The 15879-nt window shown below is 71.6% G+C and carries 10 protein-coding genes and 1 tRNA gene; 6 read left to right on the top strand and 5 right to left on the bottom strand.

Annotated features, from left to right (window positions below):
• The first annotated feature begins 93 nt into the window (after positions 1-93).
• The 4 genes from JJI54_RS25540 to JJI54_RS25525 all read left to right on the top strand — a co-directional run bounded on the left by JJI54_RS25540 (position 94) and on the right by JJI54_RS25525 (position 3378).
• Entirely contained in the window at positions 94-933 is an 840-nt protein-coding gene (locus JJI54_RS25540; RefSeq protein ID WP_203076238.1) for a BKACE family enzyme, read from the top strand.
• Positions 930-1646 (top strand): protocatechuate 3,4-dioxygenase subunit beta, encoded by a 717-nt coding sequence (gene pcaH, locus JJI54_RS25535; protein ID WP_203076237.1) that lies wholly within the window; start codon positions 930-932, stop codon positions 1644-1646. The genes JJI54_RS25540 and pcaH overlap by 4 nt, the downstream gene beginning before the upstream one ends.
• A gap of 4 nt (positions 1647-1650) precedes the next feature.
• Positions 1651-2259, top strand: a complete 609-nt coding sequence (gene pcaG / locus JJI54_RS25530; RefSeq protein WP_203076236.1) for a protocatechuate 3,4-dioxygenase subunit alpha — start codon at positions 1651-1653, stop codon at positions 2257-2259.
• Between the two features lie 87 nt (positions 2260-2346).
• Complete coding sequence (locus tag JJI54_RS25525) at positions 2347-3378, top strand: D-2-hydroxyacid dehydrogenase (RefSeq protein ID WP_203076235.1); 1032 nt, start codon at positions 2347-2349, stop codon at positions 3376-3378.
• Between the two features lie 3 nt (positions 3379-3381).
• Here the strand turns inward: JJI54_RS25525 and JJI54_RS25520 are convergent, their stop codons facing one another.
• Complete coding sequence (locus JJI54_RS25520; protein ID WP_203076234.1) at positions 3382-4224, bottom strand: TauD/TfdA dioxygenase family protein; 843 nt, start codon at positions 4222-4224, stop codon at positions 3382-3384.
• Between the two features lie 84 nt (positions 4225-4308).
• Here JJI54_RS25520 and JJI54_RS25515 point away from each other — a divergent pair, with 84 nt between their 5' ends.
• Positions 4309-5868, top strand: a complete 1560-nt coding sequence (locus JJI54_RS25515; protein ID WP_203076233.1) for an ABC transporter substrate-binding protein — start codon at positions 4309-4311, stop codon at positions 5866-5868.
• Here JJI54_RS25515 and JJI54_RS25510 read toward each other — a convergent pair.
• Positions 5860-6972 carry an MFS transporter gene (locus tag JJI54_RS25510; protein ID WP_203076232.1) on the bottom strand — a complete coding sequence of 371 codons (1113 nt, stop codon included), beginning with the start codon at positions 6970-6972 and terminating at the stop codon, positions 5860-5862. The genes JJI54_RS25515 and JJI54_RS25510 overlap by 9 nt on opposite strands.
• Before the next feature lie 50 nt (positions 6973-7022).
• Positions 7023-8057 carry an alpha/beta fold hydrolase gene (locus tag JJI54_RS25505; RefSeq protein ID WP_226382110.1) on the bottom strand — a complete coding sequence of 345 codons (1035 nt, stop codon included), beginning with the start codon at positions 8055-8057 and terminating at the stop codon, positions 7023-7025.
• A gap of 128 nt (positions 8058-8185) precedes the next feature.
• Between JJI54_RS25505 and JJI54_RS25500 the strand changes: the two genes are divergently transcribed.
• Entirely contained in the window at positions 8186-9160 is a 975-nt protein-coding gene (locus tag JJI54_RS25500) for a tripartite tricarboxylate transporter substrate-binding protein (protein ID WP_203076231.1), read from the top strand.
• 9 nt (positions 9161-9169) lie between these two features.
• Here JJI54_RS25500 and JJI54_RS25495 read toward each other — a convergent pair whose 3' ends face one another.
• Both JJI54_RS25495 and JJI54_RS25490 read right to left on the bottom strand, forming a co-directional pair.
• On the bottom strand, positions 9170-15346 hold the full coding sequence (locus JJI54_RS25495) for an ELWxxDGT repeat protein (RefSeq protein WP_203076230.1): 6177 nt from the start codon (positions 15344-15346) through the stop codon (positions 9170-9172).
• 404 nt (positions 15347-15750) lie between these two features.
• A tRNA-Ser gene (locus JJI54_RS25490) sits at positions 15751-15842 on the bottom strand.
• Positions 15843-15879 lie beyond the last annotated feature (37 nt).

Genomic DNA, 15879 nt, shown 5'->3' with positions numbered 1-15879 from the left:
CGACGGGACCGGCCAACCTTGCCACCGTTTCCTTATGGACTAACCGGTACATACATGACTAGGATCGGCCAGCAGAACGGAGGAAGCGGCATCATGACGCCAGAGCCCTGCATCATCGCGGTCGCCATCACGGGGTCCGTGCCGCGGAAGAAGGACAACCCGGCCCTGCCGGTGACCACCGCGGAGCAGATCGAGAGCACCCATGCGGCCTATGAGGCCGGGGCGAGCCTGGTGCATGTGCATGTCCGCAACGCGGATGAGACCCCGTCCTCCGACCCCGACAAATTCGCGGCCTTCCAGGAGGGCATCCGCAAGCACTGCCCCGACATCATCGTGCAGTTCTCGACCGGCGGCCGCGGGCGGGCGCTGGAGGCGCGGGGCGCGATGCTGCACCTCAGGCCGGACATGGCGTCGCTCGCCACCGGCAGCGTGAATTTCCCGACCATCGTCTATGAGAACCCGCCGGACTTCGTGCGGAACCTGGCGACCACGATGCGCGACCTCGGCGTGCGGCCGGAGATCGAGGTCTTCGACCTGGCGATGCTGTTCAACACCGCCGACCTGGTGGCGGAGGGGCTGATCCTGCCGCGGCCGCATGTGCAGTTCGTGATGGGCGTGAAGCACGCCCTGCCCGCCCGGCGCGACGTGCTGGAATTCGAGGTCGCGAAGCTGCGCGAACTGCTGCCCGGCGCCACCTGGACCGCCGCCGGCATCGGCCGCCACCAGTTCGAGGTGGCGCGCTGGGCGCTGGAGATGGGCGGCCACACCCGCACGGGGCTGGAGGACAACATCCGCATGGACCGCAACACGCTGGCGCCCTCCAACGCCGCGCTGGTCCGGCATGTCGCGGCGATGGCCGCGGAACACGGAAGGCCCGTCGCCACCGCGAAGCAGGCGCGGGCGATGCTGGGGCTGAAGGAGAGCGTGGCATGAACGAGTTGATTCCCCGGGATCGGGACCAGCATCCGCCGGCGGTGACGCCGATCTACAAGACCAGCGTGCTGCGCGGGCCGCACCGGCCGCTGATCTCGCTGCAGAACTCGCTCAGCGAGGTCACGGGGCCGGTCTTCGGGCACAACGACATCGGGCCGCTGGATAACGACCTGATCCTGAACTACGCGAAGACGGGGCAACCCATTGGCGAACGGATCATCATGCATGGCCGCGTGCTGGATGGCAGCGGGCGACCGGTGCCGGGCGTGCTGGTGGAGTTCTGGCAGGCGAATGCCGGCGGGCGCTACAGGCACCGCAACGACACCTATGTGGCGCCGATCGATCCCAATTTCGGCGGCTGCGGCCGCACCATCACCGATGCCGAGGGGCGCTACGCCTTCCGCACCGTGAAGCCAGGCCCCTACCCCTATCGCAACCGGGGCAATGACTGGCGGCCGGCGCATATCCACTTCTCGGTCTTCGGGACGGGCTTCGCGCAGCGCCTGATCACGCAGAACTACTTCGAGGGTGATCCGCTGATCGCGCGCGACAGCATCCTCGGCACCATCCCCGATCCCGCGGCGCGCGAACGCCTGGTGGCCAGGCTCGACCTGGATGCGGCGGTGCCGCTGGATACGCTGGCCTATCGCTGGGACATCGTGCTGCGCGGCAGCCGCTCCACCCTGTTCGAGAACAAGCTGGAAGGGAATTGAGGCGATGTTCACGCCGAACGCGCTCGGCTACCTGGCCGAGACCCCGTCCCAGACCGCGGGCCCCTATGTGCATATCGGGCTGATTCCGAAGCAGGCCGGCTTCGACATTTTCTCCAATCACCTCGGCGAGTCACCCGTCGGCGCCACGACTCCCGGCGAGCGCATCCGGATCGAGGGGCGCATCCTCGACGGCACCGGCGCGCCGGTGCGCGATGCGCTGGTGGAGAGCTGGCAGGCCGATGCGGCCGGCTTCTACCACGCAAAGCCGACGGCGGACGGCTTTCGCGGCTGGGCGCGCACCGGCACGGATTTCGAAAGCGGCCTCTGGGCGATCGAGACGGTGAAGCCCGGCCGCGTGCCCGGCCGCCACGGCCACAAGCGCATGGCGCCGCACATCTCGCTCTGGATCGTCGCGCGGGGGATCAATATCGGCCTTTCGACGCGGCTCTACTTCGCCGACGAGGAAGCGGCGAATGCGGAGGACCCGGTGCTGCGCATCATCGAACAGCCCGCGCGGCGCCAGACGCTGATCGCGCGGCGGGAAGCGCCGGGGCGGTATGTGCTGGACATCCACCTGCAGGGCGAGAGCGAGACGGTGTTCTTCGATATCTGAACCCGGCGGGGGGGACGCCTTGCCCCCCTCGCCTTGCCTCCCCCCTTTGGCCTCCGCATGATCGCCGCAACCACGGAGCCGGCGATCATGCGCGAGACCATCCTCATCACCTCCCCGCTCGAAGCCGAGCATGTCGCGCGGTTGGCCGCCTTCGCGCCGGATCGCGTGGAGGTGCTCTACGAGCCCGACCTCCTCGCCACCACGCGCTACCGCAACGACCACAAGGGCCATCCGCTGACCCGCACGCCGGAACAGCAGGCGCGGTGGGAGGCGCTGCTGCCGCGCACGACCATCGCCTTCGACCTGCCCTCCGCCGCGGAGCTGGCGGTGATGCCGAAGCTGCGCTGGATCCAGACAACGAGCACCGGCGTCGGCCAGGCGGTGGCGAAGCTCGGGCTGATCGACAGCCCCGTCATCGTCACCACCGCGCGCGGCGTGCATGCGCAGCCGCTGGCCGAATTCGTCTTCATGGCGCTGCTCGCGCATTTCCGGCAGCTCGACTACCTGCGCGCGGAGCAGCGCGCGCATCGCTGGCTGCGCATCTGCGGGCAGGAGATCGCGGGACGGACGCTGGTGATCCTCGGCGCCGGCGACCTGGCGCGGGGCAGCGCGCGCATCGCCAAGGCGCTCGACATGCATGTCGTCGCCATCGCGCGGAACCCCGGCCTGGTGCGGGAACACGGCGCGCTGTTCGATGAGGTGCTGCCGAACGCGGCGCTGCATGAGGCGCTGGGCCGCGCCGACGCCGCGGTGCTGACCGTGCCGCATACGCCGGAGACGGAGCGGATGATCGATGCCGCCGCCATCGCCGCCATGAAGCCCGGCATCGCGCTGGTGAACATCGCCCGCGGCCAGGTGGTGGACGAACAGGCGATGATCGAGGCGCTGCGCCGCGGCCACATCGCCTTCGCCGCGCTGGACGTGACGGAGGTGGAGCCACTGCCGGAGGAAAGCCCGCTCTGGGACATGCCGAATGTCCTGATCAGCCCGCATTCCGCCAGCACGGTGGAGGGCGAGAACGGCCGCATCACCGATATCTTCCTGCACAATCTCGGCCTGTGGCTGGAGGGCAAGCCGGAGGCGATGCGCAACCTGCTGGACAAGCCGCGGCTCTACTGAGCCTCAGGCCAGCAGCGGCACCTCCCCTTCCAGCGTCGTGCGGTGCATGCGGCGCGTGTAGCGGGCGCTGTCGAAGGGGGTGGCGCAGTGCTGCGTCACGCGGTTGTCCCACAGCACGCCATCGCCGGGCCGCCAGGCGTGGCGGTGGATGCGCGCCGGGTCCTGCGCATGCGCCAGCAGCCGCGCGATCAGCGCCTCTCCCTCCGCCTCCGCCATGCCCTCGATCTCCACCGCCCAGCGGCCGATATAGAGCGCGACGCGCCCGCTGGTCGGATGCCGCCGCGCGATCGGGTGCCACACATCGGGGCGGTCGCGACGCTGCTGGTCCGTCAGCGGCGGCAGATGCGGGTAGTGGACGTGATGCAGCGCGGCGCGGCTGAAGCGGGCGCGGCGGCCGCGCAGCAGGGCCCTGGTCGGCTCCTCCAGCGCATCCCAGGCCGCGACCATGTCGGCGAAGAGCGTGTCGCCGCGCTCGGGCGGCACCTGCACGGCGACGAGGAAGGAGCCCGCATTGGGGATGGCCTTGTCCTCCCCATCGCTGTGGAAGCCCATGCCGGCATCGCGCATGCCGACGGGCCTGCCATCCTCCGTCGCATTGCCGACGACGAAGATCTCGGGATGGCCATCCAGGTTGTATTGCGGCGGCTGCATGATGTGCAGCGGGCCGAGCCGCCGGGTGAAGGCGATCTGCTGCGCCGGCGTCGGCGCGATGTCGCGGAAGATCAGGATGGAATGGCGCCCCCAGGCCTGCGCCACCGCTGCGAAATCGGCATCGCCGAGTTCGAGGGATGCGGGCGCACCCCGCACCTCCGCCCCGAAGGGCTGCATCGGCGTGATCGCCAGCATCGCGTTTCCTCCCGTGCCGGCCTTCACTGTATCGAAGGCCTCCACCGCATGCCATGCTCCCCGGGCAGCAGGTAGGAGCGGGACATGCGGAGGATCCTGGGTGGCGCCGTGGCGCTGATGCTGGCGGCATCGCCGGCCCTGGCGCAGCGGCTGACCATCGGCGTCAGCGCGGCGCCGACCTCGGTCGATCCGCATTTCCACAACGGCACCTCGACCCACACCCTCACCTACAACCTCTTCGACACGCTGTTCCTGCTGACGCCCGATGTGTCGCTGGCACCTGGGCTGGCGCTGTCCTGGCGGCCGATCGCGGAGACGGTGTGGGAGGTGAAGCTGCGCCCGAATGTCCGCTGGACGGATGGCCGCCCCTTCACCGCGGACGACGTGGCCTTCACCATCCAGCGCGCGCCCCATGTGCCGAACACGACTGGCGGCTATGGCGGCGCGGTGCGGCCCATCACGCGGGTGGAGGTGGTGGATGCGCTGACGCTGCATTTCCACACCAACGGCCCGGCGCCGAACCTGGCGGTGGACATGTCGGGCCTGGCCATCGTCTCCCGCCACGCCGGGGAGGGGGCGACGACGGAGGACTACAACAGCGGCCGCGCCGCCATCGGCACCGGCGCCTATCGCCTGGTGCGCTACTCCACCAATGAGCAGACGGAGCTGGTCCGGAACGAGGATTGGTGGGGGCCGAAGCCCGACTGGGACAGCGCCATCATCAAGTACCTGCCCAATACCGCGGCGCGCACGGCGGCGCTGCTGTCCGGCACGGTGGACCTGATCGACACGCCATCGCCGAACGACCTGCCGCGCCTGCAATCCGACCCGCGCTTCGCCGTGCATTCGCGGCAGGGCATGCGGCTGATCTACCTGGCGCCGAACCAGGCGGCGGAGTCAGCACCCTTCGTCACGGACCATGAAGGCCGCCCCCTGCCCCGCAACCCGCTGCGCGACCAGCGCGTGCGCCAGGCGCTCTCCATCGCCATCAACCGCGCGGGGCTGACGGACCGCGTGATGCAGAACACGGCGACGCCGAACGGGCAGTGGATGCCCTCCTTCTCCCCGGCCTACAACCCGGATGTGCCGGTGCCGGCCTTCGATCCCGAACGCGCGCGGCGCCTGCTGGCGGAAGCGGGCTACCCGCAGGGCTTCCGCATCACCGTGCATGTCTCCGCCACATCGCGCCCGACGGACAGCATCGCGGCGCAGGCGATCGGGCAGATGTGGACGCGCATCGGCGTGCAGACGCAGGTGGAGGCCGTGCCCTTCGCCGCCTATGCGGCGCGGGCGGCCAACCTGGAATACGCCGTCAGCATGTTCGGCTGGGCCAGCCAGACCCATGCGGGCTATGCGCTGGTGAACCTGTTCAACACCTACAGCCGGGAGAGGCTGACCGGCGCCTTCAACCGGTCCGGCTATTCCAACCCGGCGCTGGATGCGCTGACGGATCGCGCGCTGACCACGCTGGATGACGGGCAGCGGGACGCCATGCTGCGCCAGGCCGTCGCCATGGCGATGGAGGATGTGGGGATCATCCCGCTCTACCAGATGACCAATTTCTGGGCCTCCCGCCGCGGCGTGACCTATGGGGCGACGGGCTACGACTACACGCGGATCACGCAGGCGCGGCTGTCACGCTGACCGCCCGCCCGCCAGGGCGAGCACCGCGCCGAGCACGCCGAAGCCGGCCGCCAGCGGCGCGAAGCCGGCAAAGCCGAAGGTCGCGATGACCAGCCCGCCCAGCGATGCCGCGAAGAGCCAGCCGAAGGAGGCGCTGGTGACGTTGAGGCCGAGCACGGTGCCGCGCACCTCCTCCGGCACATTGGCCAGCGCGGCCATCAGGCTCGGCCGGGACACGGCGGCGCAGAAGACGAAGGCGAAGCCCAGCGCGACGGACCCCGCCATGCCGCCGGTCCAGAGGAAGAGCGGCACGGCGATGGCGGCGGCGGCCAGCATGGCGCCGGCGAAGGTCACGCGCCGGTCCGGCAGCCGGTCCGCCAGCTGCCCGCCCGCGATGGTGCCGAGGATGGTGCCGAGCGCGAAGATCGCCAGCGGCACCGCCAGCGCGGCCAGCGGCACGCGGTAGGTGGCCTGCAGGAAGGTGGCGAAGAAGATGACGGCCAGGCCGTAGCAGCTGCGCTCCGCCACCCCCATCGCCAGCAGCCGCAGCACCGGGCCCGACAGGGCGGCGCGGTAGCCGGTGGCCGGCTTGCGCCCGCCGGCCGGCGCGGCCGCGGGGCGGCGCGTGGTGGCGACAAGCCCTGCCACCGCCAGCAGCGTCACCGCCGCCACGCACCAGTTCACGCCGCGCCAGCCGATATGGGCACCGATCCAGGCCGCCAGCGGCACGCCGACCAGCAGCGCCATGGACTGCCCCGCGATCACCCAGCCCAGCGCCCGGCCCCGCTGCCGGTCCGGGACGCGGGAGGAGACCTCGGCCATCAGCGCGCCGCTGGCGGTGCCGGCGGAGGCGCCGGCGAGCGTCGCGCAGGCCGCCACCCCCGCGAAGCTGCCGGACACTGCCACCCCGATGGTGCCCAGCGCCAGCCCCGTCGGCCCCAGCACCAGGAAGGGGCGGCGGCCGAAGCGGTCCGAGAGCGGGCCCGCGGCGAGGGAGGCGCTGCCCCAGGCGATGGAGGTCAGGGCCATGACATTGGCCGTCAGCGTCAGGCTCGTCCCCAGGTCCCGCGCCATGTCCAGCAGGAAGGGCGCGCGCGTGGTGCCGCTGGCGGATGCCGCGAACATGGCGAGGCATGCCGCGGCGATCAGCGCCCAGGGAAAGCGGGCGGGATCGGTCAGCGATACAGCCCCTGCGCCGCCAGCCAATCCTGGATCAGCGCCGCCACCGCATCCCCGTTGCGGTCCATCATCACCATGTGGCTGTTGCCGCGGATGCCGCGGGACGGCAGGTCCACATCCTCCACCGTGCCCCCGGCCTCCCGCACCGCGGCGGAGAAGCGCCGCGCATTGGTGCGGATGACGGACCAGCGCGGATCGGCGTCCACATAGTCGCCATAGACCAGCAGCTGGGGAATGGCGCGGAGCTTCGCCGCTTCCGCCATCACGCCCGTGCCGGCGGGCTCCACCAGCACCAGCGCGCGGAACAGGTCCGGCCGCCGCTGCGCCACCTGCCAGGCGAAGGCGCCGCCCTGGCTGTGGGCGATGACCACGGAAGGCCCGGTGCGTTCCAGCAGCGCGATGTAGGCGTTGATCACGTCCTCATCGGTGTCGAGGTAGCGGGGCACCACCTGGCGCATGAAGCTGAGGTAGCTGGCCTGGTCGGCCGGGAACTGGTTGCCCGGCAGCACCGTGCCGCGGGCGTGGGAGCCCGCGCCATCGCCGATGCGGAAACGCTCCCACGGATTGGCGGTGGGCAGGTGCAGCGGGGGCGAATAGATCTCCGGCGACATGGCGGCGCCGCTGCGGCCACGCTCCACCGCATCGGTCACATAGGTGGTCCAGCCGCGGCGGAGGAAGAAGTGCTCCCACCCCTCCCGGCCATCGGGCGTCGTCTCATAGGTCACGCCGGTCAGGTAGGCGCCGTGCCAGAGCATGAGGGGCACCGCGCCGCGGGTCGGTGCCGGGACCATGAAGCGGGCATACATCTGGCCGACGACGTGCACGCCATTGGGGTCGATCCGCAGCGGCGCGCCGCCGACGGTCGGCAGGTATTCGCGCACCGGGCGGCCGGACAGTTCCACCAGCCGCCCGCCGACATGGAAGGATCCGAATCGCTCCAGCGTGATCGGGCCGCTGACCTGCGCCTCCGCCGCGCCCGCGCCCAGCATCGCCGCCGCCGCCGCCAGCGCGCGCCATCCCCTGATCCGCATGCCGGTCCCTCCCCATGATGCGGCGGGCAGCATCCTCCCGCCCGGGGCGGCTGGGAAGCCGGGGGGATTGGCGCGGCGGGGGGGATGGCGCGAGACTGCGCGCCGACCCCGAGGAGGAAACCGGCCCCATGAGGCTCCATCGCCGCGCGCTGATCGCGCTTGCCGCCGCCCCTGCCCTGCCGCTGCCGGCGCTGGCGCAGGCGCCGTCCTGGCCGCAGCGGCCCGTGCGCGTCGTCGTCCCCTACCCGCCCGGCGGCAGCAACGATGCCGTGGCGCGGCCGCTGGCGGAGATCATGCAGCGCCGGCTGGGCCAGCCCTTCGTCATCGACAACAGGCCGGGCGCGGGCAGCACCATCGGATCGGCGGAGGTCGCGCGCGCGCCGGCGGACGGGCATGTGCTGATGGTGACGTCCTCCACCTTCGCGACCAGCGCGGCGGTGCAGCGCACGCCCTACGACGCCGCCCAGGATTTCGAGATGGTGGCCCTGCTGGCCACCGCGCCGCTGGTCGTGATCGCGGCGCCGGGCTTCCCCGCGAACAACCTGGCGGAGGCCGTGGCCTATATCCGCGCCAATCCGGGCCGGGTCGATTACGGCTCCTCCGGCCCCGGCAGCATCAACCAGCTGGCGACGGAGCTCTTCGCGCGGGAAGCGGGCGGGCTGCAGATGTCCCACGTGCCCTATCGCGGCATGGGGCCGGCGACGACGGACCTGGTGGCGGGCACCATCCAGCTGATCTTCACGACCATGCCCTCGGCGGCCGGCGTCATCCAGGGCGGGCGGGTGAAGGTGCTGGGCTGGACCTCCGAACAGCGGCCGGCGAGCGGGCCGGCGGCGCCGACGCCGCGTGAATCCGGGCTGCCGAACTACGAGGCCGGCATCTGGTGGGGCCTGCTGGCGCGGCGCGGCCTGCCGGCGGAGGTGCGCGCCCTGGTCAATGCCACGGCGAACGAGGCGCTGGCCGATCCGCGGCTGGCCAACTACCTGGCGACGGAGGGGGCGCGCCCCGGCAGCGGGGATGCCGCCGCCGCGGACCGCTTCCTGCAGGCCGACCTGGCGCGCTGGAAGGCGGTGGCGACGGCGGCCAATATCCGCGTCGAATAGGCCCCGCCGCTACAGCACGAAGTCGCTGGCGGCGAGGTTGAGGAGGCCGCTGAAGCGGATCACCATCTCCGCCTCGCCGCCCGATCCGTCGTCGAAGGCCGCGTAGGTGTCCCCGCCATCCTGCCAGGTGCGGGCCTCCGCCGTGCCGGTGCCGGAGAAGGCGGCGCCGCCGATCCAGGCGAAGGCCTGGTTGCCGGGTGCGGCGCTCGGGTCGATGGCATTGACCTCCACCCGGTCCTCGCCCCGGACGAAGTCCAGGATGAGGTCGGGCGAGGCCGCGAGGCTGCTGTCCAGCGTGACGAAGACGAAGCGGTCCCGCCCCGCGCCGCCGGCCAGCGTATCGCTGCCGAGGCCGCCGGCCAGCGAATCATTGCCGCCGCCGCCCTGCAGCAGGTTGGCGGCGGCATTGCCGGTGATGGCATTCGCCAGCTCGTTGCCGGTGCCGTCGATGGCGGCGCTGCCGGTCAGGGCCAGGCGCTCCACCTCCCCGCCCAGCGCATAGGTGACGGCGGCATTGACCAGGTCGTTCCCGCCGCCGGCCAGTTCCGTCACCACGTCGCCGGCATCGTCCACCGTGTAGACATCGTTGCCGGCGCCGCCCTCCATCGTGTCCTGGCCGAGCCCGCCCACCAGCGTGTCGTTCCCGTCCTCCCCGCGCAGCAGGTTGTTCGCGTCATTGCCGGTGATGCGGTTGGCGAGCGCATTGCCGGTGCCGTCGATCGCGGCGCTGCCGGTCAGGGTCAGGCGCTCCACCTCCCCGCCCAGCGTGTAGGTGACGGCGGCATAGACCAGGTCGATGCCCCCGCCGGCCAGCTCCGTCACCACGTCATCGGCGTCATCGACGAAATAGGCGTCGTCGCCGGTGCCGCCTTCCATCGTATCGCGGCCGAGCCCGCCATTCAGCGTGTCGTTCCCCTCCGCGCCCCGCAGCAGGTTGGCGGCGGCATTGCCGGTGATGAGGTTGGCCAGCGCATTGCCGGTGCCGTCGATCGCGGCGCCGCCGGTCAGGGTCAGGCGCTCCACCTCCGCCGACAGCGCATAGGTGACGGAGGCATTGACCAGGTCGATGCCCCCGCCCGCCAGTTCCGTCACCACGTCGCCGGCATCGTCCACCGTATAGACATCGTTGCCGGCGCCGCCCTCCATCGTGTCCTGGCCGAGCCCGCCCACCAGCGTGTCGTTCCCCTCCTCCCCGCGCAGCAGGTTGTTCGCGTCATTGCCGGTGATGAGGTTGGCGAGCGCATTGCCGGTGCCGCCGATCGCGGCGCCGCCGGTCAGGGTCAGGCGCTCCACCTCCGCCGACAGCGCATAGGTGACGGAGGCGAGGACGATGTCGTCACCGCCGCCGGCCAACTCCACCACGCTGTCATCGGCATCGTCCACGATGTAGCGGTCGCCGCCCGCGCCGCCTTCCATCGTATCGCGGCCGAGCCCGCCATCCATCGTATCGGCGCCGGCACCGGCCTGCAGCAGGTCGTCGCCGCCGCGGCCATCCAGCACATCCGCGCGGATGCTGCCGGCCAGCGTCTCGTCCTCCGCGCCGCCGGTCAGCCGGCGCCCGGCCAGGGTGACGCTGATGGTGGAGGCGCTGACGCCGCCGAGACCGTCATCGAGCGTGATGGTCAGGATGCGCCGCGCCTCCCCCTGGATGACGTCGCTGCGGAAGGTCAGCGCCTCCACCAGCGCCTCCACATCCGCCACGGGCACTTCCGCGGCCAGGGCGATGACCAGGTCCGCGCCGCCGCTGCCGCCGGTGACGCTGCCGATCACGGCGCCGCCGCGGATGAGGTCGGACCCCGCCACGGTGATGCCGCCCGTCTCCCCCACGCCGATCACATCATCGGCCCGCTGGCCGGAGACGGTGATGCGGCCGGCGAAGAAGGCGCCGTCCGGATCGGTCACGGTCACGTTGCGGTCGAGGCGCACCGCCCCCGCCTCCATCGCCGCGGCGGTGAAGGCCACCGCCGGGGAGAGGTCGGTCAGCACGGGAGTCGCGGAATTGGTGAAGGTGATGGTCTGGGTGGGCGGCGCGGCGGTCTCGTTGCCCGCCAGGTCGATGCCCGTCGCCGTCACGGTCCAGTCGCCGCGCGCCGCGCCGGCGATGCTGTAGGACCAGGACCAGATGCCGCCGCCCTCGTCCAGGATGGTCGGATAGACCGTGTCGGCGAAGCCCGCCGGGCCCGCCAGGTCCAGGCGGACGGAGGCCGAGCCTTCCGAGACCGTGCCCCGCAGGTTCAGCGGCGCGCGGTTGTCGAAGGCGGGCAGCGCCTCGAACGTCACGGTGGGGGGCGTGGTGTCGATGGTGAATTCGAGCGCGGCCGAGACGACGGAGACGTTGCCGGCGAGGTCGCTGAGCGTGAAGGTGACGGCGTGCGTGCCCTCGGCCAGCGTGGGCAGGTCCAGCTCCCACACGCCGTAGCTGTCCACCACCGCGGTGCCCACGGCCACGTCGTTGACCAGGATGGTGGCTGTGGCGCCGGCCTCCCCATAGCCCCAGACCAGGGGCGTGGTGTCGTTGGTCAGGCGGTCATTGTCGAAGAGGCGGGTGTCCGAGGTCTCGTCCAGCGCCGGCGCCTCCATCCCGTAGGGGGTGAAGACCGGCGTGAAATGCAGCGGGTTGGAGGGGGCGGTGCCGCGATTGGTGTCGCTGAACAGCTGCGTGCCGCCCAGCGTGCCGTCGGTGATCCACAGCTCCCGCCCGCGCAGCCCGTCATCGGCCCAGAAGACGACGCTGCCATCCGCCATGCGCGTCAGCGCGAAGGGGTCGGAGGAGGCGGCGCCGGCCTTGATGTCCGCCAGCATGTAGGTATCGCCGCTGGCCTGGTCGAAGACCCAGAGTTCCCGCCCCGCATCGGGCGTGATGGCGGTGAAGACGACGCGGCCGCCGATCGTCTCCACCATGCCGGTGGGGGCGCCGGAGGCGGCGCCGGGATCGGTATCCGCCAGCATCACGGTGTTGGCGTCGGTGCCGTCGGTGATCCACAGCTCCGCGCCATGGATGCCGTCATCGGCGGTGAACAGCACGCGGCCATCGGACAGCACGGTGAAGCCGGTGGCGCCGCTGTCGCCGGCGCCGGCCTTGATGTCCCGCAGCAGCGTGGTGCCGCCCGCCGAGCCATCCGTGATCCAGACTTCCCGCCCGGTGCCATCGCCGCCGGCCACGAAGATGGCGCGGCCGCCGCCGATGGCGGTGAAGCCGGCGGGGTCCGAATCGCCCGTGGTCGCCAGGTCCGCCAGCAGCACGGTGCCGGGCGCGGTGCCGTCCGTGATCCAGACCTCGTTGCCCTCCGCGCCGCGCGCGGCGAAGACGGCCCGGCCATCGCCCAGCACCGTGATGCCGGTGGGGGCGGAGGAGGTGCCCGCCCCGTCGATATCGAGGACGAGGCTGGTGCCGGCGGCGGTGCCGTCCGTGACCCACAATTCCAGGCCCGCCACGCCGTCATCGGCCGCGAAGAGCACCTTGTCCGGCGCCAGCACGACCAGCGCGGCGATGTCGCTGCCGGCCGCGCCCGGGCGGATATCCGCCACCAGCGTGGTGCCGGCGGCGGTGCCGTCCGTGACCCACAATTCGCGGCCGCTGGTGCCATCATCCGCCGTGAACATCACGCGCCCGGTGGCGGGGTCGGCCAGCGTCAGGAAGGCGGGATCGGAAGCGCCGGCCGGGTTGATGTCCGCCAGCAGCGCGGTGCCGCCGGCGGTGCCGTCCGTGACCCACAATTCGCGGCCGGTGGCGGCATCCTCCAGCGTGAACAGCACGCGCTGGTCCGGCAGCAGCAGCAGGCCGGAGGGGTTGCCATCCGCCGCGCCGGCCAGGCCATCCGTCAGGCGATAGGCGCTGTTCCGCGTGCCGTCGCTGACCCAGAGTTCCGTGCCCGCGCCCCCGGCATCCGCGTTGAACAGCACGCGGCCATCGGCCAGGGCCACGATCTCCGCGGGGTTGGCGGGGGCCGCGGACAGGCCGGTGCGGTTGATGTCGTCGAAGCGGACGGTGCCGTATTCGGTGCCGTCGGAGATCCAGATTTCCCGGTCGCCGCGATCATCCGTGGCGGTGAACAGGAAGAGGCCGGGATAGACCATGGTGAAGTCGCGCGGCGCGCTGCCCTGCGCGCCGTAGCGGATCTCCTTCACCAGGTAGGTGCCGTCGCTGGTGCCGTCGGTGATCCACAGCTCCGCATTGCCGGCGACATCCTCCGCGCTGAACACCGCGCGGCCATCGCCGATGGAGGTCAGGCCGGTGATGTTGGCGGAATCCGCGCCCGGGGCGATGTCGATCAGCCGCCCGCCGGAGGGGGCGACGCCGTCGAAGGAGAAGAAGCCCAGTTCCCGGCCGTAGCCCGCTTCCTCGAAGGTGAAGACGAAGGCTTCCGGCAGCGTGACGGAGCCGCCCGGCAGGGTGATGGTGCTGGTGATGACGGTGAAGTCCTGGATGGCGCTGCCATCCGGCCCGGGCGTGAGGTCGAACCCGCCCACGACCATGTCGCCGGAGACGAGGAACAGCTCCTCCCCCATCCCCGGCACATCGGCGATGACGATCGCGACATCGCCGAAGATCGGCACGATGTCGCTGATGTAGAGCGGCGCGCCCCCGAAGGCATCCCAGCCCCCCACCGCGCCGATCGTGCTGCCTTCCGCCCGCAGCAGCTGGACGCCGCCGCCGTCCTGCACGACGAAGAGCAGCGACCCGTCATCGAGCGCGGCGAGCGGCCCGGCCTGGCCGCTGGCCGCGCCCGGCGCGGCATCCAGGAACAGAGCCGTGCCGGCGGCGGTGCCGTCCGTCACCCAGACCTCCCGCCCATAGGCGGCGGTCTCCGCCACGAAGAAGACGCGGCCATCGCCGACCGCGGTGAACTGGCCGGGCGGGGCGGTGAACAGGTCCCCGGCCGTCAGCGCATAGGTGCCGAAGGCGCTGCCATCCGTCACCCAGACCGAGGTGCCGTCCATGGAATCGATGGCGGTGAAGACGGCACGGCCATCCCCGGTGGCGGTCAGGTCCCGGATCTCGAAGCTGCCGGCGCGGTCGGTCAGCCGGGCGGTGCCGGCATCGGTGCCGTCCGTGACCCAGAGTTCCCGCCCCGAGACGCCGTCATCCCCCGCGAAGAGGATGCGGTTGCCGCTGCCCAGCACCACCGGTGCGACATCGGGATCGACGCCGCCGGCACCGCCGGGCGCGATATCGGTGGCCGGCAGGAAATTCCCGCCATAGGAGGCGAACCACTGCCGCACGCCCGTGCCGGGATCGGCGGTGACGAAGATGTCGCGCCCCAGATTGGTCGCGGGCGCGACGGTGTCGATGACCAGGGTGAGCGGCAGGGAGACGTCGGAGACGATGCCGCCGCTGACCGTCTGCACGCGCAGCTCATGCCGCCCATCCGCCAGCGCCTGGGTCGGCGTGATGGACCAGTTGCCATCCGCATCGGCGGTGCCGGTGGCGAGCAGCCGGCCGCCGACCAGCAGGCGGATATCGGCGAAGGCTTCCGCCGTGCCGCGGATGGTGGGCGTGTTGTCGTTGGTGACGCCGTCCCCGGCCAGCCCGCCATCCGATCCCGCGTCCAGTTCCGGCGCCAGCGGCGGCGCGCCGGCCACCAGCAGCGACAGGGCGCGGGAGGAGGGGCCGGCATTCCCGGCCTCGTCCACCTCCCGCGCCACCAGCGTGGTGTCGCCGGGCGAGAGCGGGGTGGCGATGGTGAAGCTCCAGCTGCCGTCGGACAGAGCCCCGGCGGTGCCGATGGCGACGCCGTCCCGCAGGATCTCCACCGTGGCGAAGGGGGTCGCGATGCCGCGAAGGTCGGGGGTGGCGACGGTGGTGACCAGATCCCCGACCACGCCGCTGTCGCTGCCGGAATCGAGCCGGATGGTCGGCTGGTTGGCGGGGGCGGTGGTGTCGATCGTGATCTCGAGCGGCGGCGAGAGCTCGGAGGGTTCGAGGCTGTCGGTGCTGGCGGAGACGGTGACCGAATGGGTGCCCTCATCCAGCGGGCCGAGGGCGAAGGTCCAGCTGCCATCGGCCGTGTTCACCTGCCCCGCCAGGTCGCCATCGACGTAGATGGACACCACGGCGTTGGGCACGGTGGTGCCGCTGATGGTCGGCGCGGTGACCGCGGTGATGCCGTCTCCGGCCAGGCCCGAATCGGAACCGGGGTCGAGAACCGCGGCGCCCGGCGTCGGCACCATTCCGTCTGTCGGCATGCTTCGTCACTCCGTGGCCATGACGCGGGTCCTGGTGCGGCCCCGCCGGCACGGCGTTGCCACGGCGGGGCAGGAAGGCACCCCACCGCCTTTCCGGACGATTCCCCCCGGGCCGCCGGCAACCCCGACGCGACCGTATCCATCCGTAAACGACACCTTAACAGGATGGCATGAAACGAAATCGGTTCCAATTCGCAAGTTGTGAGACGGCCGGCACGCGGGCGGCGGGGGCCTGCGTGTGCAGGCTGCGGCCGGGCGGCAATGGAGGGATGCGGGGCGGTGGCGGCCGATGCGCGCGGATCAGGGCGCGCGCGACCCATCGCCGGATGACGAGGGAGGTACCACCGGGAAGACGACGAGGCCGCGAAGGGGCGCGCCTAGGCCCCCGTGCGAGGGCGGGCGCGTGGAGGAGGGGAAGGGATTCGAACCCTCGATAGGGTTTTACCCCTATAACGGTTTAGCAAACCGTCGCCTTCAGCCACTCGGCCACCCCTCCTCAAGGGTGTTGAAGTTGCACGACGTATGCGGGGGTT

Origin of the sequence: Falsiroseomonas ponticola (assembly GCF_016805305.1) — a bacterium.
GTDB classification, from domain to species: domain Bacteria; phylum Pseudomonadota; class Alphaproteobacteria; order Acetobacterales; family Acetobacteraceae; genus Falsiroseomonas; species Falsiroseomonas ponticola.
Note: the sequence above shows the minus strand (reverse complement) of the source record. Positions and strands in the feature narration are given on the sequence as shown.